This window comes from Slackia heliotrinireducens DSM 20476, from assembly GCF_000023885.1.
GTDB lineage: Bacteria > Actinomycetota > Coriobacteriia > Coriobacteriales > Eggerthellaceae > Slackia > Slackia heliotrinireducens.
Genome location: NC_013165.1, coordinates 366778 through 387241 on the forward strand (window position 1 = coordinate 366778; position 20464 = coordinate 387241).

Here is a 20464-nt window from a genome sequence, read left to right on the forward strand (position 1 = left end):
CGTGCGATCGCCCGACTTGTCTTTCTTGAGGCTTGCGAGAAGCCCTTCCGAAGGGTTCACATGGGCTTCTCGTTCAATTTCGCGGCTGGTCAAAGACGAGCATTGTCTTCTGCCAGCAGGGCTCGGCTTCGCTCCAAAATGCGGTTCCATTCTTCGGAAATGTCGTCGTTAATGGCGAGAAGGTTCCTGGTGTCGCGCTCGGCGGCCATCTGCAGTTCGCGTGCGCCCTGCATGCCGAAACGGGCCCAGGCGGTGATATTCAGCTCGCCGAAGAACTTCACCCAGTTGCCCCAAGAGGTAACTGTTGCGTGGCCTAGGTCAATCAGACACATTGACCCGACGCCCACGGTGAGCATGCGCTGCAGCTCCGGGCTGTCGCCTGAGGGCACGCACTCCGTCCATGGAATGCCGCCAACATAATGGCGTTTCAAAGCATAGATTGCCCGCACGAGAAGCTCGTTAATGGTGACTGGGAACGTAGTGGCCACACCGTGCCTCACGTCGTATCCCTGCTCATATACCTGGGTCATGACGGTTGCGAAGGACTGCCAGTCGCCTTTGTCATTCGTGAACTTGCCGAAATTGCAGAGATCGAAGAATTCCCAGAATGGAAGGGGGAGCCCCATTCCGCGTCCTTGGGATCCGCTGCTTCCGGTTATGTCTGACATGCAATGGCCAAACCAGTTTGCGATGCCGGAGAAAACCTTTGCAGGCAGGGTTTCTCCTTTGAGCTCTACCCCTTTGCCTGCGCCAGGCACGATAACGATTTGTCCTGATTTGCCGTCAAGGAAAGTCGAGGTATCGGTAAATTGGTTGCAGATTGAAGCAACAAGGCCGATTAGATCTGGGTAATGTGCTGCTGACTTCGCATGATGGTTTTTCGTAGTCATGTTTTTGACTGCATGGTCGACGCCCTTTGAAGTCGTCTGGTCATAGCATGCCTTGAACTGCCTTTCAAGAAAGCCCCTTGCCGAAGCGGGGCTGTTCTCGTTGCCGAGCCGCGGCTTCCAGGCCTGCTCCCCTGTCTTCTCGTCCTTTATCGTCTTTGCGAACCGTACGACCGCGGCGTCGAACATATTGTCTGAAGCCTTGTCCGCCAGCCCTTCTCCAGGAGACCCGACGAAGACAACATCGACCAATCCGCTGATGAGGCCGCATGCCGCAGAAAGTGCATAATCAAGCGCATCGCAATCGACCCCTTTGTTGAGGGCTTGGTTGTAGCGTTTGGCGATGTCCTTGATCTCGGTTTCCGAAAGAAAATCTTCGTAGCAAGCCGGCCTATTGTTCATTTGAGCCATAACGATGGCGTCGATCTTCTGCGCATCGAGAGCGTATCCTGACTCGAGTGCATCCAGACGCGCGTCGACGACGGTTGTTTCCATCTGGATTGCTCGGAGTCTTTCCAGATACGGATCGGTTTTGGGGTGGTTTGCCACGGGCTATCCTTCCATGCCAGACTCGAGCTCTGCCTTTTGGGTCAACAGGTTGGCTATCTGCTTCTCGATGCTTGCGATGTCTCGTTTGCTGGCATGCAGCTCCTCGAGCTGTTTGAGGCGCGCTTGTTCTAGCTCGATGGCTTTGATGAGATTCTCCGTGATCTCCTGCTTGGTCATGTCGTCTTTCTGCTGCTTCCTGATGGCTGCTTGCAGCTTCTTCTTGTCGTGGGCGGCGGTGATGTTTTCCTTGACGCTGATGCCGACGGCGGCGGCGCCGCCTCCCGCAACAGCGCCTGCTGCAACAATGGCTGCGGTTCCTGCGGCTACGCCGCCTCCACCTGCTGCAATTGCTCCACCGCCCAACGCCGCAAGGCCTGCATTGACGGCGGCAATACCGCCCAAACCCTGCAGACCGCCTATCGCGGCGCCAATGGCCGGGGCTGCGACGCCTGCCGTTACGGCGCAAACTGCAGCACCGGCGGCTATTGCTCCTACGCCCAAGGCGGCTTTGGCAATCGTTGCCTTCGTCGAGACGTCAAAACCTTGCATGGCCATGTAAAGCTCGCACATGGTCTTTTCGGCCTTGTCCTCTTTGATGCCCATCTCTTTTGCGACTTTCATCATCGCGCTGTCTTCGGCAGATAGCTGATAGCCCTTGATGTAGGTGAGGGCCGCCATCTCTTCGAACAATTGCTGGCGATACTTCTTAGGGCCAGCAGTAGCGAAGGACTGTATCGACGCATCTGGGTCGTTATTCACCTCGTGCTCCATGTAGGCGAGCGTCGATTCGTTGATTCCGAGCGCGCACGCTGTACCTTCGACCAGCGCTTTTTCATCTTCGGTGTAGTCGGTGTCGACGAGCGAGATGTAATAGAGGCCTTTGACGAAGCCCAGACGTTCTTCCTTGTTCTTGATTTTCTTGCGCAACTGAATGATCGCTTCAAGCGTTTCGTCGCTTGCGTCAGCGACTTTCATATCGATAGGGTTCTTTTTGGCGGCTTCGATACTCATTTTTCCTCCTTTGTGCTGGCTCAAGCTCATTATATTCTTCTGGGTGCTGATGACGGCGGTGTGTGCGTAAGAGGTCGCATCCGACTGCGACTGTCAAGGGCAATGTGCCCTATAGCTCACATTTCGGCCCTTTGGCTATCTTCCAAGGGGCCGTTTTTGTATGCGGGTGTTTTCTTGCTCGTCAAAAAAGATTCCCTCAATCCCTTAAATAGGATCAGCTAGGTCGCCGGTGCGAACCGATGTGTGTTTCAAGTCCGTTCAGGGTTGTGCCGGATCAAGGCGTTTGGAACGGCCCTACCACGCGCAAATGGCATCCAGTCGCGCATCGAGCGCGTCGAGCATGTCCTGCTCCGATTTGAAGTCGTCCCACAAGAGCAGGTAGTGCATAGTGCCGCCTGTGTACAGGTAGAGGCCCTCGGTGTCCACGACCAGCACCCTGTCCAGCCAGAGCATGTCTTGTCCGAAGGTCATGCCCTCATGCTCTATCTTGTCGACATGCATGTACTGCTCCAGCTGGTCTTCCAGGTTGCTCGTTGTGTAGATGTTGAGCTTCACCTCCACAGGAAGCCACAATCCTCTGTACAGGACCAGGTTATCGACGAACGTATTGGGTTCTGCCGCTAACTGACTACTCCTGTTCATTCTCCGATTCGGGTCGAATCTCAAAGTAGAGATCGTCTCCATTGAGGCCAATCCTTTCGAACACAGCCTCTAGAACACGCATTTTGGACGCTGTCGATGTTGCAAGGTAGACGTATAGATCTTGTCCGATGTTAGTCCATCCAGCTTTTGGCTCCCCCATTTCGGAGATAAAGGTGCCAGGGAACTCGTCTAGTCTTGCTATATGGTGCATGCCTGCGGGATCGAGTTCGCAAATCTGGCGAAGCACGCCCTCAGCAGCGTCTTTCCAGGTTGTGACGTAATGCCTTGAATCCATGAATGTATACGAAGCTATTCTCGTGCCAGTGAAATCAAAGTCATCATCGAGTGCGTGTTGTGATCCGGATACTTCTTTTGCAACGAAATTGGTGGTGGGGAATGGCCATAGATTTAAGAACTTTTCTGCCATCAGGTCATTGCGCAACTCAAGTTCAGTAAGCGTCCATTGCTTTTGTTGTGCAATCCATTTATTGAGAGGAAGTGGCGAGTCGATAAACCCGTCTTTCATTGTGAGCTTTTCGCTAAAGGGCCTGTTGCTATACTTGCCGTTGTAGGCGGTCAGGGTAAGGTTGGCTATGCGGTTTTTCCAGGTCTCGTGAATGCGGTCATGATCGGGGCCCAGATCTTTTTTCCAGACTTCGGTCAGTGTTTGCGGCATTACATGCTCCACCGACAACCCGTGTTCCTTAGCTAGCATCATTTCAGGAACATTAACTATCTCGTACGAATCTTCGTTTTCAAGACGGTTGAAATAGTAGACTTTATTCTTTGGTCGCATGTTGTAGAAGTCACGAGTGCGTACCTTTTCTTCAAACTCTTCGTCTGCGGGAAACCTGCCGGTGCTGCTTTTCTTCTCGAGGACGTATATGACGGCATCCACATAATCTGCATCGTCGTCAATCAATCGATCTGCATCGTTGTTCAATGTGGCGAATATTTTATTGAGGGCATTTGTTGGAACTTCGCATACGAGTCGTCTGAACAGATAGCTTTCGATGGCCGCAAGCACCCTGCGCATGTCATCTTCGCCGATGTTTCCGTCATTATGCCTTTCAAGTACAGCGAAGAGGAACGGGTTCACAACTGTCATCTCTAGCAGAGCAAGGCGTTTTAATATCGCATCCACAGAACTTATGCCAGTAGTAGCTTCCATTATTTGGGCATAGAAACGAGCGTGTTTTAACATGTCTTCAAGAAGAGGCTCGGTTTCTATTTCAAAGGTTGTTACGTAGGATTTAAAAGTACGGTATACGCCATTGATGTTCGGCCATTTGCTCTGTTTAAAGGTCAAATACTGACGAATAAACTCACTGACCTGATAGGAAGTCTGTTCTTCGATTCGATTCCAGTACTGCTCATACATCCTCTCTTGAAGTTTCTGTTCTAGGCCCATCAAAATGTAATTGCGTATCTTGTCGGCTTCGCTGAGATCGAGACCGGTTGAATTCAGGCTTTCAAAGATCAGCTGCGGATCGTCGCCTGATTTGAGGGTAATATCAATGACGACCAGCTTCTTTACTGCTTCGAATAGGTCTTTTGCGGAGACATTTGCATTCTGGATGGCTTCGTAGAAGTACAAGTAGTTCTGGGTTACATTCGATTCCTTAATCGGATCGGCTGCATGGTCAAATAGGCTGTTGAAGGCTTTCATGTCGTTTTTTACCGGTTTGAGTTTGATTTTGCGTTCTTCCGGTTGCCACTTGTCAATGAGGTAATCCTCTTTGATTTTGTCTCCAAGTTGAGTGGACTCGCAGGGAATCTTTTTCTCATAGATGAGATTCATAAGAGCAAGCAAAAGGAGCGAAACGGTAGTAAGTCTCTGTTGCCCATCAATGATGATGTAATCGTCGCCTTCGGTTGATGAGACGATGCTGCCGAAGAAATGTGAAGGGCGGTTCTCCTTAACAACGTCCAGCAAGTCGTTCAATAGCTGCTGGCAATTGTCCCTTTTCCAGTCGTAATTGCGCTGGTAGACAGGAATAACGAATCGTTTATCGGATCCTTCCATAAATTTTAAAAGCGGTTTTGAATAGCCTTCCATATCGTCTCCCGTCCGTTTCTGCTCTGTGTCTGGGCTTGTTTTAGGACATAAGCAGAGTTCTTCTTTTGAGCACAATCCAGTATAAATAACTCTGTAGCAAATACATTGCAAATCTCATAGCTGATTAAGTGTTAGCTACGAGATGTTGCTGCTTCGTGGGTGGACAGTTTGCTGAAATTGACACCAAGCCTTTTCCAACGGTGGTTGGGCTGCAATTGCTCTTCAGATTCCTAGAAGTGTTGCGGATGTTTCTTGCCGAACGTGCTGTCACATCTTTGCAGCATACAGACGACAGCTCTATGGGAAACGGGGACTTCTGCCGTTTGCTAATGTTCGCAGTTTAAGGAATGTGGCTCGATGAGTGCATATGCATGCGCCAAGAAACTCAATAGGGTTTGGTTCCTCCTGGTTTTTGCAAGGTATTCAGTTGCTCTTATGATTCGTTGTTTACCGACAGGCTTCTCGTAGGTGGTACCATCGTCTCCACTCCTATAGCGAAGAAATAATCGGAAAGAATCACGGGAATCGGAATGGGTATGGACAGCGCAAACATGGATAGTTCGACTATCAACTATTACGAGGAGAACGCCGGGTCGTTCGTGGCGGAGACCGTCGGCGCGTCGATGTCCGACGCCCTTGGCAGATTTGCGGCGCTGCTTCCCGAAGGGGGCAAGATCCTCGATTGGGGCTGCGGCTCGGGAAGGGATAGCAAGGCATTGGCCGACATGGGCTTCGATGTGGTTGCCACAGATGCGTCGGAGGCAATGTGTGAATCGGCGAGGGCTGTCGCGGGCGTCGAGGTGCGATGTGAGGACTTCATGGGCCTCATTGAACGCGAAGCATTCAATGGAATTTGGGCGTGCGCCAGCCTCATTCATTTGAAACGTAGCCAGCTGCCAGAGGCCTTTGCCCGAGCCAATGTGGCCCTCAAGCAAGGGGGCGTTCTGTACGCCAGCTTCAAGCTCGGCGACTTCGAGGGATACCGCAGTGGCCGATGGTTCACGGACCTCCAGTCTGGTGATTTGTCTGTACTGCTAACAGGGGACTGGGAGCTGTTAGATTGCTGGGAAAGCGCCGACGTGCGAGAGGGAAGGGGAGACGAGAAATGGCTGAACTTCTTGGCTCGCAAGGCATGCTGACCTGCACGGGCGACGCATTCAAGAGCACCCGCCTGGAGAGGATGCTCGCCCCGAGAGGCCTGACGAACAGCTACAAGCTGCTGTGGCTGAGGGGCGTGTTCGAAGAGGTCGTGGACGGGAACGCCGACATGTCTTTCGCTCGCATCGTAGCGCGCATGGTCGCCGCCTCGTGGTATCCGATCGTCTACTACAGGCTCAGCTTCGGACTCCAGGACAAGATGGGCGAGTGCGTCGACGCGGTAAGGGACGCCCACGGGCTGTCCGGCGACGCCAAATCCTCCGAAATAATAGCCGCCGTTGAAGGGAGCGAGAACCCCGAGGTCCGCCGCTGCATCAAGGAGCGCTGCAAATACGTCCCGCACCTGCTGATCCGTCTATTCTACGAGGATAGCATGCGGGACGAACAGGAGAGGGTCGGCAAAAGGCTCGGCGACATTGCGATACGCAACGCCATAGTCGCCGCCAACCGCAGCGATTCCGCCGGCGCCCCCTATGTGTTCAACGAGGCCTTCGACGGGCTGACGGTGGATCCGAAATGGGCGGCGTACTTTCGTGACAACCAGCAAATTGTGCGCGGATGGCTGGACATGAAGCTCGTGCGGTACCTTCAGGATCGAAACCCCAGCATGCCGGCGATTCCCCTGAAGATATACCCGCCGCAAACACGCAATCTGGGCGCGGCCACGCGGTACTGGAAAGAGGCGCTTGCCCTTGCCGGCCTGCGGGAGATATACACGGGCGTTCCCTTCACCGAGGATGCTTTGCAGGAGAGGGGCGGGCTCTCCATAGATCACTTCATCCCCTGGAGCTTCGTGCTGCACGACGAGCCGTGGAACCTGGTCCCGATGTTCAAGAACGCCAACAGCTCGAAGGGCGATCGGCTTCCCGACCTGGGTGACTTCCTCGTGCCGTTCGCCTCGCAGCAGTTCGACGCGCTGATGGCCGTGCGCAACACCGGGCGCCACCGCAAGGTGCTGGAGGCGTATCTGCAGATTGAGCCTAACTTTGAATCGTTCGAGAATACTGCATCGTGCCGCGAGGCTTTCATCGACGACATCGGGAAGGCGATACGCCCGCTGCACCAAATCGCCCGCAACCAGGGGTTCGACATCTGGCGCCCAACGGTGGAGTGCGTTTATGACGGCGTGCGAGAGGGATAATAGCCCTTCCATGAATTTCACTATCCTTACGAGATGCGTGGATAGTTTTTAAGGCTGTTCGAAGCTGGATAAACGTATCGTTATATTTGTTAGATTCAGGGGAATTGGGCCAAAGCGGGCGTTAGTATCGGCACTGTGATTTTTCCTGTTTAATAAGGGAGAAAAAGGCCAGGCAGAACGAATGGGGCTACGCTTCCAAAGCACGCTGATATCGAACCCTGAGAGAACATCGTTGCTACTGCTTGGTAATGGCGGATTTTGATCTGGGTTCGGGGATTGCGAACTTGGCTTGAAGCAAACGGGCTGGCTTGCTATCGTGTTCGGGCCTCTATGATATGTTAAAATAGTTCAATATATGAATAGTTATTAAGTGGCATTTATCGTGCTGTGTAAATATAAGGAATTCGCCATGCCTCCAGTTTGGCAAAAAGAGAATCAGCAGACGCAAGCGCCGTTGGCTGATAAAAGCTTGATTGCGATTGATGAGTCAAGCGGCGTACCGCTGTGGATTCAATTGCGAAACCGGTTGGTGTTTCTTATTGTGTCAGGTACGTTTTTGCCTGGCCAGCAGCTCCCCACCGTCCGAGAGTTGTGCGCAGAGCTGAACGTGAACTACAACACGGTCAGTAAGGTATACAAGGACATCGAAAAAGATGGTTATGTGATTACACGTCGCGGCAAAGGTACGTTTGTGGCTGAGCTTGACCTGCGAGATGCAAGTCAACAAGAAGGTATCGCGGCTGCTAATTTATTGGTGGATAAGTTTCTTGACGAAATGAAAGAATTAGGACTCACTGCTTCAGATGCTGCTTCACTCGTGGCCGAACGCGTAGGGGGAAGATTTGTATGATAGGGAAAAAAGAGCACCTAAAAAAGTCGGAAGGCCAGATTTCGGAAGTGCCAGGTATTGATGATAACGAATCGATTTACGATACTACGAGTAATAAACGGGCATCTCGCGCGGGTGTGTATGGATTTGCAGTCCTGGTATTCGCTATTTCTTTTCTAATTGTATTTGCCGTTCTGTTCCCCGTGCTTCAGGCTTATGCCGTATTAGCTGCCGCAGTAGTAGGCTTGCTGTGCTCGTTCACATTTCGTGTTGCACCACAATGGGAACGAGCCGTGTTATTGCGCATGGGGAAATTTCATAAGGTTGCAGGACCTGGTTTGTATGTCGTCATTCCGCTTGTCGATTCGATAGCGATGTTTGTCGACCAGCGAATGATAACGTCTTCATTTGTCGCGGAGCAAGCCCTGACTGCTGATCTGGTAAGCGTAGATATGGACGCCGTACTGTATTGGATGGTTTTCGATTCTCGCAAGGCATGTATGGAGGTAGCCAACTTTCCTCAAGCCGTAATGCGGAGTGCACAGGCGGCTATTCGTGATGCGGTGGGTCAGGTGACTCTCGCTGAGCTTTCCGTGCGCCGTTGTCAACTCGACCACGAGTTGGAAGAATTCATGGCGGATAAATGTGAAGAGTGGGGCATCAGCGTTCTTTCCGTGGCGATTCGCGATATCCGCATACCGAAGGACCTGCAGCAGTCGCTTGCACGGGAGGCACAGGCTGAGCGTGAGCGCGATGCTCGCGTGCTGTTGGCTGAAGTGGAGCGCGACATTTCTGAGATGTACGTGGAGGCTGCACGCGTATACAACCAAGAAGAAGGCGCCATGGAACTGCGTGCCATGAATCTGAGCTATGAAAGTGCCCGTGATGGCAAGGGAGTGCTCATTGCGCCGAGTAGTTTGGCTGACGGCTTTGTTGAAAAAAGCCGGCTGAAGGGCTAACGGATCCTGCATCTGCAAGGGCTGTCACGATAGTCGAGCTGCCTTCTGATTTCAAAAACATATACCGCTGAACTCTGGTTGCGTTCAGGCAGCCCGAGTCTAATACGCATTTTGAGCCAGGATCTCTAGGGGCGGGTCTATTAGCTGCGTATGCATCCATTCAGCCCCGTATTTCTCTTATTTAAATATTGAACTAGACAACTAGTACAATAGACATATATACTATATGTGTCTATTGTGCCGTCATGCAGGATTGATATCACGAGAGCCAAGGGAAATCACACGTGCAGGGCGGAACAGCAGGGCTCATCTCAATTGCGATAAAAGGCGAGTATTAGAGGAAGGGGAAAAATGCACAGGAAAGCTTTACTGACAGCGGCTATCGGCGTTCTGGTTCTTGCGCTGACAGCATGCGTTTCGACTTCTGATCAGGGGGATTCAGAGGAGGACTTGCAGTTTTATCCTACGGCACCCTCAATTAACGAAGGCGCGACAATGCCTGAAGTTTATGATTACAACCAAGAACTGGCAGACAGCTGGCAGCCTGAAGTAATTACGTTGGAAGATGGTACCCAGGTGCAACGTGTTCCGGATTCTGGGGAGGTGGGAATCTACCATGGAAGCCCCAGCGTCTATAATCTCATGTATCTGAATGCTGAAAACCGCGGTTGCGATTCATGCCACACCGATGGCCTGGCGGATCTTGTGGAGAATGATCTCTCGCTTACGCATTATAAAATCGATTTTGGCCTTGGGACCGTAAAGAACGTCAGCGACTGTCTCCGGTGTCATGAGCTTGCGCCAGAAACCGCGCCGGCGCACTCCTTTGGCAACCTGATGCATGGTATTCACCAGGGCGAGAAGTTTAATGGGGACTGTATGTCGTGCCATATGGCAACAGCTGATGGGACGGGAATGCAGCTCTGGGATGAGGAGAAATACTCCATCCTTCATGGCATCAACGCGATTGCCAATGTTGAAGGTAATTTCAGCTATGATCAGGATAAACTTGGCGGCGACTCTGCAGGTTGGACAACTCACTCAGAGACTGCTACTGTTCCCGAGCAGAATGAAGTCGGCCCCATGAGCGGTGGTGAACCCACTGACGAAATGTTTGACAACTGGGAGATTTCCGTCACAGGCATGGTCGATCATCCCTACACGATTACGATGAAAGAAGTCTTGGAGGAAGCCCCCGTCGAACACTTTACGTCGAAGCTTCAGTGCATCATTAATACTGTGGGCGGAGAAGAAATCGGCAACTTTGAAGTTACTGGAGTTCCCATTTCGTGGTTCTTGGAGAAAGCCGGAGTCCAGTCTGACGCAACGGGCGTTATTCCGCATGCCTCCGATTTGTACGAATGGGGTTATGGATACAATCTTGAAGACTTAGCTGAAGACGGCGGCTGGATTGTTTGGGAAATCAACGGGGAGAGGTTGAGCAACATTGAAGGCTTCCCTGTAAGAGTGTGGGTTCCCTTGAATGGAGCCAGCAACAGCGTTCGCTGGGTCACGGAACTTGAAGTGACTGACCAAGAGGTCTACCAGGACTTTGGCGCGTATATCAACGACTACATCGATGAAGAGGGCAACCATCATTACGGAGGAACCGTCGGAGACTTCGGATCTGGCGAATCGGATGCCGTATGGGGAAATAAGCCGAGCATGGCTATATGCAACATCCACGAAGGGCAAATCATTCCCGTAGGCGAGGAATTTGTTTTCGAGGGGTATGCGGATGCGCTCGATGAGCAAGTTATAGCCGTTGAGTTCTCGATGGATAACGGGGAAACATGGACGCGCTACGACACTTCTGATTCCGATAAGACAAAATGGGTGTATTGGTACTTCGGATTCACACCAGAAACAGAAGGCGCTTATGTGTTGTCGGTTCGTGCGATTTCCGATGTGACCGGTGAGCCAGTCTATGTTGACAAAGTAATGGTCAACGCCAAGTAGACGTTAAACGAAAACGAGTCATCCTGTGAGCGGTGAGCTGACCGTTTGCCGCTCACGAGTGAAAGGTGGTCCCACATGAGTACGATGAGAAAAACACTGGCGGTGAGTACGACATCGCTGCTTGTCATAAGTGGAGTAACGGGTGGAATTATTGCGGCCACTTCGGCAAGCGACGCCGATGCGGCACTACCTCAGACGACCAACGTCAACGAGGAATCCGAGTATTATAAAACCGACATCGTGACCATGGACGTGGTTGCAGGCGAGTTCTCTTATACGCAAACGAAGATTTCGAGCAATGAGGATGTCGCAGCCGTTACCAATAACTCCCAGTATCTATGTGCGTCTCAGGTTGAATCGCATAACAACGATGAGACTGTTGCCGAGGACTGGAGCATAGCAGTGGTCGGTAAAGTGGTTGATCCAATAGAAATGACCTTTGCCGAAATGAAGGCGTCTCCTGATGTGCAGAAAAGTGTCATGGGCTGTTCGTGCGCAGGCAATCCCGCCGATGGACGAGCTACTGCTAATGCCGAGGTAACGGGAATTTCTGTTGCGGCGATTCTTGATGCGGTTGGTGTAGAGGAAGGCGCGAACACGATTGTCTTCACTTCGGCAGATGGTTATCAGGTTGCATTGCCGTTGTCGTATGTGTTGCAGCGAAATTGCATTCTTGTATTCGATGTCAACGGGGCTCCCATTTCCGAAGTGGTCGGCGGAAGGAACCAGCTATGGCTCGGGTCGACAGCGGCCAGCTACTTTGCACGTGACGTTGAAATAATTACGCTAGAACAGCGACAAACACCTCCGCCGTCGCCTTCGAGTGATGAGGCGCGTGAGGCATATGAGAATCTGCCCAACATCGGCGTCCTTTTCGGAGGCGAGGTTCGATAGGCGGAAAACCGGTAGGAATTGGACTCCAGGGCCGCTGAAGGTCTCGGATCTGATTCCCTAGACCTGACCTGATGAAAGGAGGAGCGATGAACGATGAGACCACAATGGCTCGTAGAACCCTCGTTAAAGGCGTTATTGCAATTGGTTCTTGCCTCATTTTTGCCGGCGTGACACAGGCTATGCCTGCTCGTGCCGAAGAGGCTGCAAGCGGTCTTGTTGACGTTCAGTACGGTTTCATGGTAAACCGCAGAAAATGCGTGGGCTGCAAGAACTGCGTTGCAGCATGCCGAAAATACAACAAACTGTCGGATGATACGCCCGATAGACGCAGGATTACTGAGCGATTTGATTCGCATGGAAAGAAATACCGTGTTTCAACTTCATGTATGCATTGCGACGATCCGAACTGCATGCGGGTATGCCCTGCTGGTGCAATAAGCAAGGTAGATGCGGGTATTGTTCAGGTTGATAAGGACCTCTGCATAGGATGCAAGTATTGCTTCCAAGCGTGTCCTTACGAAGTTCCGAGGTACAACAGCGATTCGATGGATAAGTGCGATTGCTGCCTTGGCGCTGGGGTAAAGCCAGGCGATCAGCCTTATTGCGTATCTGCTTGCAAATTCGGCGCGCTTTCCTATGGTCCCATTGACGACCTTGTCGCTGAGGCTGAGTCTCTTAACCATGAGGTCGTTCGTGTAGGTGATGCTTGCGAACCGAACTGCTACATTACTGGGGAGGTGTAAGCTGTGTTGCAACTAGTTTGGACCTGGCAGCCTGCGCTGTATCTTTTCTTAGGGGGCATGGGATCTGGGGCTTTCATCATGGCTACCGGGTTGTTCCTTATGGACAAGACGAGGCACCGACTCATCGTAAGCACTTCCATGTGGGCTGCGGTCATAAGCCTTGGTGTGGGGCTTATGCTCCTGGTTCTAGAGCTCATCAACCCTCTGCGCGGAATACTTCTGTGGCAAAGCTTCAGTCACTTTACCTCGTGGATGACCTATGGTGCTTGGGGTGCGTTTTGTGCGCTTGTCGTTTGGACGGTGTCTGCGTTTATCGCGGTGCCTTCGGTCAATAATCGGCTAGTGGAGAAGTGGGGCTGGTATAAGAGGCATGGCACGAAGATCCGTGCGGTCCTTGGCGTTATTGGCGCTGCCCTTGCAGTTTTTGTGGCTGCCTACACGGGCATGCTGCTGAAAACGGCTGGTGGCGTCCCTCTATGGGATACCCCATTGCTTCCTTGTCTTTTTACAGTGTCGGCATTTGATACCGGTGTGGCTCTTGTTGAAGTGGTTGCTGTCGTACTTTCAAAGAAAGACCCATTGGCTCATCATGAGTCAATGATTATGAAGCGGATCGTGGTCGTGCTGGTAGTGCTTGAACTTGCGGTTCTCTGGGTATTCCTTTGGGTTATGCTTTCGGCGAATCCGACAACATCTGGAGGCCAGGCTGCCGCCTCGTCTGCCGGATTGCTTGTAAACGGCAGTCTCTCCGTCTTGTTCTGGAGCATAGTCGTTGTTTGCGGGTTGGTGATTCCGCTTACGATGGCTATATGCGGCCTTGCGATGGGAGAGCGTAACACAAGGCACGTTATGGCCTTCGGCGCTGTCGGAGCTTTGGTTGGCGGCTGCGGACTTAGGTTTCTTATCCTTGCGGCTGGCATCCATGCCGACGTGATAGGAGACACGATGTCGAATTTGCTTTTGTGATAACGGGGTTTGCACATCGGGCCTATCGTGATTGACCGGGATGACCAATCGCCTCTATTGAGGATTATGAGGCAAGAAGACTGTAATGACATCGCAAAGGAACGGATATGATTCCACGCGTATATGCCCAAAAGGGAAAACGAGTGAGATTAGAGGGAGTGGCGTACGACTTCGGGAAATGCATCAAGGCTGTCGAGTTTACGCTAGACGGAGGGCAAAACTGGACGCGCTACGACACTCCCGATATGACTGACTATCAGAATGTATGCTGGTCGTTTGAGTGGATACCGCCCAAACGCGGTTTTTACGTCATGCATATTCGCTCGGTGAATGACAAAGACGAATGCAGCCCTGCGACGGCTCATGTTGAAATCGAAGTTGAATAGCGCGGCTATTCGCGTATGCCTTTGAAATACGGATGCTTCGATGGGCATAGTGATGTTGTCTGCAGCGTTGGTGCTAATGCCACATATTGAGAAGTGTGTCCAACATTTGTTTCACAGGGAAAGAGAGCGTGCGGTAGCACTGCTCTCTTTTTTTGAGCAGCGCATTCTTGCAAGACGGTCGAACCATTAAGCGGCTACGAAATCCTTTTCGAGTGAAGAGGGTAGGGATTGCCATGTTGAAGAAGGTTGTTGTCTGGACGCTAATCGGCATGGGACTCATGGTGGTGGTCGTGTACGCGGCTGCGGCCATGCTGGCCTGGGCGTAACGCGTCCCCTTTCGGGCAAGGCGCCGTCGGCTTTCGGGTCGGCGGCGCCTTGTGGTTGTTGGGCCTATCGCATGTGTACGTGACGCATTACTTTACGGGGTTCGCGTAGTTTTGTCCGAGCACGTTTTCTCCGTAGGGGTCGCGGGCGTATTCGTCACGCATGAACTGTTCGAATAGCGCGAGTGCCGAGTTCTCGTTTTTGTCTGCACGAAACGCTATGCACGTGTGCTCGTAAATCGTTGGCTCAAACGTGCGCAAGATGCGGTCTTCACGCACTGCGATTGAGTGGATGTTCTCGCTTCCCATGGTAAGCAGGACCACGTCATTCGACGTGATTTTGTTGAGGAAAAAGTCTTCGCGCGATATGCAGTATCGGGGCACATAGCGGATGTTCATGTCGTACATCTCGCTGATTTGTTGATGGAAGCTTTCAAAACTGTTGTGACCGAGCCCCGTCCATGTGGGCATGTCCAGTCCCTCGAGGTCTTGCGGAGAAAGCTGTTCGGCAGTTGCTTGCGGTAGAGATTTATCAATCCAAACCACCACTTCTTCGTCGACGATGGGAAAGACGTCGATGTTGTCTATGGGTTCGGGTTCGGACAGGTACAAACCCAGATGTCCGCAATCAACTGTTCCATCTTCGATGTTGTTTACTACGTCGAACGACAGCGATTCCCGAATCTCGAACTGCACGTCAGGATGTAACGCGCAAAACTGCCGTATCCGCGTCAGAAGCACATGTGTAGCCTGATCGGCGTGCTGAAGGGTCTGTACGACAATATGGTTATTCTCCGAGAACTCGTTTTTGCTGCGACGCTCCAGAAAACTGTCGTAAGAATTAATGATGAGGGACGAGGTTTCTAGGAAATTGTATCCCGCCACGGTAAGCCGGATTTTTTGAGTGGTTCGGTCGACAAGGGAAACTCCGAGCTCCTTTTCCATCTGCATGATGTGATTGCTCAACGCAGATTGAGATAGATGCATGATGCGTGCGGCTTTGGTGAAGTTCATGGTGTGCGCAAGTGTTACAAACTCCCGCATTCTCTCTATGTCCATATGCCCTCCCCGGTATGCATTCCAATGTTGACCTGCAATTTGATTGTGAAGGCAGATTGCCGAAAAAACAATCGTGAATCCATATGGCCTGATTTCAATTTCAAATCAGGCCATTGTGTTTGGGGTCTCGCGGCGTAATAGCTCGCATTTTTCTCATCTGTTCGCAGCATTCTAATATGGATATGCTCCGGCTAGGAGGGTCAGGTTTACGTCCTGGAAAAAGGAGGATGATCTCATTGGAGGAGAAGCTAACACGCCGTGACTTTTTGAGCGGAAGCGCATTGATAGCGGGAGGTGCTTTGGTGGCGGCTGGGTTGCCGGCTCGAGCGCTTGCCGACGACACCTCGGTAGCGTCTAGCGAGTCCGCTGACGGCTATCAGGTTCCCGATCGTCCGGCACCTAACAGCCGCATGGTTCCGTCGCCCCAGAACACGGGCATTACCAAGCCGAATGCCGAGCCTATTCCACCCGAGCCTGCTCCGGCCGCGTGGGACGAAGAATACGATGTTGTCATCGTAGGCAGCGGTTGGGGTGGTCTGACGGCAGCGAATATGGCGGCTCAAGGCGGCTTGAAGACGGCACTCATTGAGAAAGGCGACGTAACGGGCGGCGCCTCGAGACATGCGGCTGAAAACGCTGTGATTTCGGGCGGCTCGAAGGCACAGGAAGAGGCTGGTTACCACTGGCCTGGCGACAAGTTTGATCCTAAGGCGGCCACTACGAAGTACGAGGAGTACTGCAGCTGGACCGTCGATTACAAGCTGCTCTACGATTCGGTTATCGCTGGCGCGGAGTGGATCGACTGGATGATGGAACAGCCAGGTATTGAGTGGGTGGCAGCTGGCCCCTGCATGGAAGACATTCGCGTGAACAGCAAGGAGCAGAACACGCTGTTGGGCAACCATTGGACGGCTGAAGCGCTGACCGACAACGCCATCGCAGACGGCGTGGAAATCAAGCTGCTCACTCAGTGCAAGGCCCTGATACAGGACGGCGACCGCGTGGTGGGCATCAAGGTTGCTGACACGCTAGGCAACGAGACGTACTTGAAAGGCGCCAAGGCTGTGCTGCTGACGGCGGGCGGCTTCGGTATGAATCTGGACCTGCTGGAAAAATACACCCCGACAGCCTACATGTACGCCACGCAAGGCGGCCCCATGCCCTCGCATACCGGCGAGTGCTTCCGCATGGGCCTAGGCGTCGGAGCCGATGTGTCCGGTTTCAATTCGTTCTCCATGTGGGAGGGCGGCCTTGACGAGTACTGGGGCAATGGCGACGGCAACTATTTCCATCACTTCTGGAACGGTGCGAAGCAGGTCATGCAGAACCCCTGGCTGAAGATTGACATTACCGGCAGGCGCATGGAATTCTTCGCCAAGAGCACGGGTGACGGCATTCCCCAAGAGAACTATCCGCACCTGGAGAATTGCGAAATCGGTGACCTGACCAGCGCAAACCACTGGAGTTCGTCAATCGGTCATCGCGCATACAACATCTTCGATTCGAAGTTCAAGGAGAGCTTGAAGGTGTTCGAGAACTCGGCCATGAACCCGAACCAGGACGCGCATCGTCAGCCGGTGAGCGAAGACAGGACCGTGGTGAACACGCTGGCTTCCAGTACCGAATGGGAGAAGGAGTTCGAGGAGGCCGTGGCGCGCGGCGCTATTTCCAAGGCGGACACGCTTGAAGAGCTGGCCGAGATGCTGGGCCTACGCCCCGAGCGCGTAACCGCGGCGGTCGATCACTGGAACAACGACATTTGCGCGAAAGGCGAGGACACCGATCTGCCAGCTCCCTACAAGGAGGACTGGCTCATCCCCGTCGACACTCCGCCGTATTATGGTGCAGCTATGGGCGGTCAAATCTCCAAGACGATGGCCGGCCTGCGCGTCAATGAGAAAATGCAGGTCATCAACGCTGAAGGCGACCCTATTCCTGGTCTGTATGCAGGTTGGTACACAGCAGGTGGCATCGGCGGCGTGAACAATTATGGCGGAATCTTCGGTAACCCCACCATTCATGCTGGCGTGGCGATTTCCGGCGTTGGTGGGTACATGGCCATGAATGCCATTCTTGCAAACGAGTAAATGCACGCACTGAAGTGCCAGATAGGAAGTTGATGCACATGAAGAAGATTGCTTTGAGCGCGTTGACAGTGGCGTGCGTTTTCAGCTTGATGCTGGGCGCCGCATGCACTCAACAGGCGCAAGACAGCACGTCGGCCGACCAAAGCGCCGAGACTACTGAAGGAGCAACTGACGAAGGGACTGACGAAGGAGCAGCCGCGACTGAAGCCGAAACAGCAGATGCGGAAAGCGCCGAGGCACCAGAGGAGATGGGCGGAGATTTACCCGAGATTGCTCCTGATCTGCCCGCATCCGATGGTATTACGCTGGTTGAATACCACGAAAGCATCGGCCAGGATATTAGCGGCGTGACCGAAGTGTCGTACGAAACATGCGGTGAATGCCATGGGTCTGCGGAGGAGATCGTGACGGCAACGGATGGCTTCCTCACGATGAAAGGCGCCATTCCGGTTGAGTCGGCGAATCCGCATGCGAACCACTACACAAGCAACCTGGCCTGCGACAACTGCCACAGGTTGGATGCCGGTTCCACGATGTACTGCTGGTCGTGCCACGACTGGGAGCTCTCCACGGACAACGGAACGTGGGGCGAACGATAGCTAAACGGACCTTAGATCCCCCTCCGCTAAAGGGGGAGAGTCCCGACTGGGACTCTCCCCCTTTTTTCGGATGAGCACGAAGCGGATGAGCGAGCAACAGTGGTTTGTTCACGCCCAGACGCTTGCGGCCCCATGGGTGCCTTCGCTCATGAAGCGCGGGTTGAAGCGGGGGTAGGGGCAAGGCGTTCCTGTGTCTTCGAATGCGCACTCTTTTTGTAAACGCTATGGCTCCCACTGCATTTTGTCTGGTTGCGTAGTGGTTTTCGCCAGGCAGTCGGACGAGTCTGTCATTGGGAGGGCAAAAGAACTGATGGTCTGGTACAATGCACGGGCAAGAGTCCTGTTCTAAATAAGCGAACGATTAAACAGAGTGCATCATGCAACTGGATCGGTACATCTAGTGGCTCTAGACCAAAAGCAGGTAGCTTATGAATACTGAAAAATTCATAGTTGATGCTTTCGAGGACCTTATGCGTGACCATCCTTTTGATTGCATCACTGTCGACATGATCCTCAATCTTTCTGGAGTGTCACGGTCGACGTTCTATCGTCACTTTTCAAGCAAATATGAACTGATGGGGGCTTTTTATCGGTCGGAAATCGACAAGCTGACCACCGATCGTGACATGAGCTGGCGTATCGCATTGCGCGAAACAACTGAGTTCGTCAAAAAGAACTATTCGTTCTTTAATAAAGCAGTGCGCATCGATGGTGAAGAGTCCTTTATGAGCTTCTTATACGGCTACTCATATGACTTTTATTCCCAGGGCTATCTTTTGGCGCATGAAACGACAATCATTCCTGCAGACATCCAAGTTGCCTTGGAGTTTCTCTGCAGCGGCCACATTTTTGCACTTCAGAAATGGATAGAGCGCGGCTGTGATATCCCAACGCGTGACATGGGCGACTACTTGTACGAACTCATTCCCGAACGTATTCGCGAGACGCTCATGTAACACTGTCATGCTCGAAAGCATGACAATATGGAAAAGCCGCAACCTGGTATTTCCCAAATTCCTACAGTCAACCAACGTAGGCATGCTAGGCACTCCCGAGCAGTCGGCCGCCGTGCTGTGCAAAAGGCTATAATGGCGGAGCCAAACAATGATCAGCCCAGGTGCCCATCCGGTCCATTGTTTGGCGACGATCCCGATCGGATGGGCGCCTGGGCGGATGGGATACCGCCATGTCCACCCGTACGAACCCGTTCGCGAAGCGGGTCAACGCCCTCGATGAGGGCGATTTCGCGCTCTTGCAAGAGGCCGTCGAGACGAGAAGGTGCCGCGAGTCCGTCGGCGTCGGAGATTACGACGAGGCTGCCGACGAGTGGAGGCCCCGGCCCCCGTGCCCGAGATGCGGTTCCGGCGAGACCGTCGGCCGAGGCCGCACGGGTGCCGGCCGCAGGTTCTGGGAATGCCGCGACTGCGGTCGCAAGTACACGTCGTTGGCCGGCACGATATTCGAATCCTCGAAGAAGCCCCTGTCCGCATGGGTCCTCTTCATCCGCCTCATGTGCTACAACGTGCAGCTCGACGCTGCGGCGGAGCTCTGCGGGATGTCGCACCAGACGGCCTGGGAGTGGCGCCACCGGGTCATGAGCACGATAGACGGCTACCAGGACCGCATCGTCCTGCGGGACAAGGTCTGGATAGACGAGATGTACGTCACGGACTCCGACCTGAAGGGAGGCCCGGGCTGGAGGCCGAAGAGGGGCCTGAGCAAGGACAAGGTCTGCATAGCGGTCGCGATCGACGTCCACAAGAACGTGGTCGCCGTGCGCTGCGGCCACGGCAAGCCCTCGGCCAGGCGCATCAAGGACGCGCTGCAGGCCAGCATCGCCGAGGGCTCCGAGATCTTCCACGACATGGAGAAGTCCCACAAGTCGCTGGTGAAGGCCGTGAAGGGCGTCGACCGGCCCTACAAGGCCGACACGAAGGACCCGGAGTACCTCGAGAAGATGGCGATGGTGAACAACCTGTGCTCCTGGATCAGGCGCTACCTGCACGGCTACGTCGGCATGGACGTCAAGAACCTGCAGTCATATCTGAACTGGTACGCGTACCTGTTCAGGGTCAAGCGGGCCGAGGAGAAATGGCCCAAAGTGGAAAGGGTGCTCCGCCATTTGTTCATGGCCGACGCCACTTTCCGCAGCTCGCGCAAGCGCGGTCACGCCTACGTTGGTTGACTGTAGGGTTCCCAAATTGCGGCCTTTG

General features: G+C 53.2%; 18 protein-coding genes. 13 read left to right on the plus strand and 5 right to left on the minus strand.

What is annotated here, in order from left to right:
* Positions 1–89: 89 nt before the first annotated feature.
* From SHEL_RS01470 to SHEL_RS01485, 4 genes are all read right to left on the minus strand, one after another.
* Complete coding sequence (locus SHEL_RS01470; RefSeq protein WP_050749497.1) at positions 90–1436, minus strand: hypothetical protein; 1347 nt, start codon at positions 1434–1436, stop codon at positions 90–92.
* Between the two features lie 3 nt (positions 1437–1439).
* Positions 1440–2447 carry a hypothetical protein gene (locus SHEL_RS01475; protein ID WP_012797478.1) on the minus strand — a complete coding sequence of 336 codons (1008 nt, stop codon included), beginning with the start codon at positions 2445–2447 and terminating at the stop codon, positions 1440–1442.
* 294 nt (positions 2448–2741) lie between these two features.
* Complete coding sequence (locus tag SHEL_RS01480) at positions 2742–3008, minus strand: hypothetical protein (RefSeq protein ID WP_012797479.1); 267 nt, start codon at positions 3006–3008, stop codon at positions 2742–2744.
* A gap of 67 nt (positions 3009–3075) precedes the next feature.
* Positions 3076–5148, minus strand: coding sequence for a DUF262 domain-containing protein (locus SHEL_RS01485; RefSeq protein ID WP_012797480.1), 2073 nt, complete (start codon positions 5146–5148; stop codon positions 3076–3078).
* A gap of 551 nt (positions 5149–5699) precedes the next feature.
* Here SHEL_RS01485 and SHEL_RS01490 point away from each other — a divergent pair.
* The 9 genes from SHEL_RS01490 to SHEL_RS01530 all read left to right on the plus strand — a co-directional run bounded on the left by SHEL_RS01490 (position 5700) and on the right by SHEL_RS01530 (position 14183).
* Complete coding sequence (locus SHEL_RS01490) at positions 5700–6287, plus strand: class I SAM-dependent methyltransferase (RefSeq protein ID WP_041422645.1); 588 nt, start codon at positions 5700–5702, stop codon at positions 6285–6287.
* Entirely contained in the window at positions 6254–7447 is a 1194-nt protein-coding gene (locus SHEL_RS01495) for an HNH endonuclease domain-containing protein (RefSeq protein WP_012797482.1), read from the plus strand. The genes SHEL_RS01490 and SHEL_RS01495 overlap by 34 nt, the downstream gene beginning before the upstream one ends.
* Before the next feature lie 409 nt (positions 7448–7856).
* Positions 7857–8297: a GntR family transcriptional regulator gene (locus SHEL_RS01500; RefSeq protein ID WP_012797483.1), complete on the plus strand. Its 441-nt coding sequence runs from the start codon at positions 7857–7859 to the stop codon at positions 8295–8297.
* Positions 8294–9235 carry a slipin family protein gene (locus tag SHEL_RS01505; protein ID WP_012797484.1) on the plus strand — a complete coding sequence of 314 codons (942 nt, stop codon included), beginning with the start codon at positions 8294–8296 and terminating at the stop codon, positions 9233–9235. Before SHEL_RS01500 ends, SHEL_RS01505 begins: the two co-directional genes overlap by 4 nt.
* 495 nt (positions 9236–9730) lie before the next feature.
* Positions 9731–11194, plus strand: coding sequence for a molybdopterin-dependent oxidoreductase (locus SHEL_RS01510; RefSeq protein WP_169304482.1), 1464 nt, complete (start codon positions 9731–9733; stop codon positions 11192–11194).
* A gap of 75 nt (positions 11195–11269) precedes the next feature.
* Complete coding sequence (locus tag SHEL_RS01515) at positions 11270–12088, plus strand: molybdopterin-dependent oxidoreductase (protein WP_012797486.1); 819 nt, start codon at positions 11270–11272, stop codon at positions 12086–12088.
* Positions 12089–12174: 86 nt separating this feature from the next.
* Complete coding sequence (locus tag SHEL_RS14680; RefSeq protein ID WP_083762172.1) at positions 12175–12831, plus strand: 4Fe-4S dicluster domain-containing protein; 657 nt, start codon at positions 12175–12177, stop codon at positions 12829–12831.
* A 3-nt stretch (positions 12832–12834) separates the two neighbouring features.
* On the plus strand, positions 12835–13797 hold the full coding sequence (gene nrfD / locus SHEL_RS01525; protein ID WP_012797488.1) for an NrfD/PsrC family molybdoenzyme membrane anchor subunit: 963 nt from the start codon (positions 12835–12837) through the stop codon (positions 13795–13797).
* Positions 13798–13904: 107 nt separating this feature from the next.
* On the plus strand, positions 13905–14183 hold the full coding sequence (locus SHEL_RS01530) for a molybdopterin-binding protein (protein WP_050749498.1): 279 nt from the start codon (positions 13905–13907) through the stop codon (positions 14181–14183).
* Between the two features lie 413 nt (positions 14184–14596).
* On the opposite strand, the gene SHEL_RS01535 is transcribed toward SHEL_RS01530, so the two are convergent.
* Positions 14597–15565, minus strand: a complete 969-nt coding sequence (locus SHEL_RS01535; RefSeq protein ID WP_012797489.1) for a LysR family transcriptional regulator — start codon at positions 15563–15565, stop codon at positions 14597–14599.
* Between the two features lie 236 nt (positions 15566–15801).
* On the opposite strand from SHEL_RS01535, the gene SHEL_RS01540 reads away from it, so the two are divergent.
* From SHEL_RS01540 to SHEL_RS01555, 4 genes are all read left to right on the plus strand, one after another.
* The gene (locus SHEL_RS01540) at positions 15802–17652 is read left to right on the plus strand and encodes an FAD-dependent oxidoreductase (protein WP_169304483.1); all 1851 of its coding nucleotides are present in this window, start codon (positions 15802–15804) and stop codon (positions 17650–17652) included.
* 38 nt (positions 17653–17690) lie between these two features.
* Positions 17691–18251 (plus strand): cytochrome c3 family protein, encoded by a 561-nt coding sequence (locus tag SHEL_RS01545; protein ID WP_012797491.1) that lies wholly within the window; start codon positions 17691–17693, stop codon positions 18249–18251.
* Positions 18252–18679: 428 nt separating this feature from the next.
* Positions 18680–19207, plus strand: a complete 528-nt coding sequence (locus SHEL_RS01550) for a TetR/AcrR family transcriptional regulator (RefSeq protein WP_012797492.1) — start codon at positions 18680–18682, stop codon at positions 19205–19207.
* 230 nt (positions 19208–19437) lie between these two features.
* Entirely contained in the window at positions 19438–20436 is a 999-nt protein-coding gene (locus SHEL_RS01555; protein WP_012797493.1) for an IS1595 family transposase, read from the plus strand.
* Positions 20437–20464 lie beyond the last annotated feature (28 nt).

Excerpts from the sequence above, each read along its gene's own strand:
- SHEL_RS01475 (WP_012797478.1), bottom strand. The coding sequence starts at position 2,447 with ATGAGTATCGAAGCCGCCAAAAAGAACCCTATCGATATGAAAGTCGCT.
- SHEL_RS01510 (WP_169304482.1), top strand. The coding sequence starts at position 9,731 with ATGCCTGAAGTTTATGATTACAACCAAGAACTGGCAGACAGCTGGCAG.
- SHEL_RS01505 (WP_012797484.1), top strand. The coding sequence starts at position 8,294 with ATGATAGGGAAAAAAGAGCACCTAAAAAAGTCGGAAGGCCAGATTTCG.
- SHEL_RS01535 (WP_012797489.1), bottom strand. The coding sequence starts at position 15,565 with ATGGACATAGAGAGAATGCGGGAGTTTGTAACACTTGCGCACACCATG.
- SHEL_RS01500 (WP_012797483.1), top strand. The coding sequence starts at position 7,857 with ATGCCTCCAGTTTGGCAAAAAGAGAATCAGCAGACGCAAGCGCCGTTG.
- SHEL_RS01515 (WP_012797486.1), top strand. The coding sequence starts at position 11,270 with ATGAGTACGATGAGAAAAACACTGGCGGTGAGTACGACATCGCTGCTT.
- SHEL_RS01555 (WP_012797493.1), top strand. The coding sequence starts at position 19,438 with ATGTCCACCCGTACGAACCCGTTCGCGAAGCGGGTCAACGCCCTCGAT.
- SHEL_RS01550 (WP_012797492.1), top strand. The coding sequence starts at position 18,680 with ATGAATACTGAAAAATTCATAGTTGATGCTTTCGAGGACCTTATGCGT.
- SHEL_RS01530 (WP_050749498.1), top strand. The coding sequence starts at position 13,905 with ATGATTCCACGCGTATATGCCCAAAAGGGAAAACGAGTGAGATTAGAG.
- SHEL_RS01490 (WP_041422645.1), top strand. The coding sequence starts at position 5,700 with ATGGATAGTTCGACTATCAACTATTACGAGGAGAACGCCGGGTCGTTC.
- SHEL_RS14680 (WP_083762172.1), top strand. The coding sequence starts at position 12,175 with ATGAACGATGAGACCACAATGGCTCGTAGAACCCTCGTTAAAGGCGTT.
- SHEL_RS01545 (WP_012797491.1), top strand. The coding sequence starts at position 17,691 with ATGAAGAAGATTGCTTTGAGCGCGTTGACAGTGGCGTGCGTTTTCAGC.
- SHEL_RS01495 (WP_012797482.1), top strand. The coding sequence starts at position 6,254 with ATGGCTGAACTTCTTGGCTCGCAAGGCATGCTGACCTGCACGGGCGAC.
- SHEL_RS01485 (WP_012797480.1), bottom strand. The coding sequence starts at position 5,148 with ATGGAAGGCTATTCAAAACCGCTTTTAAAATTTATGGAAGGATCCGAT.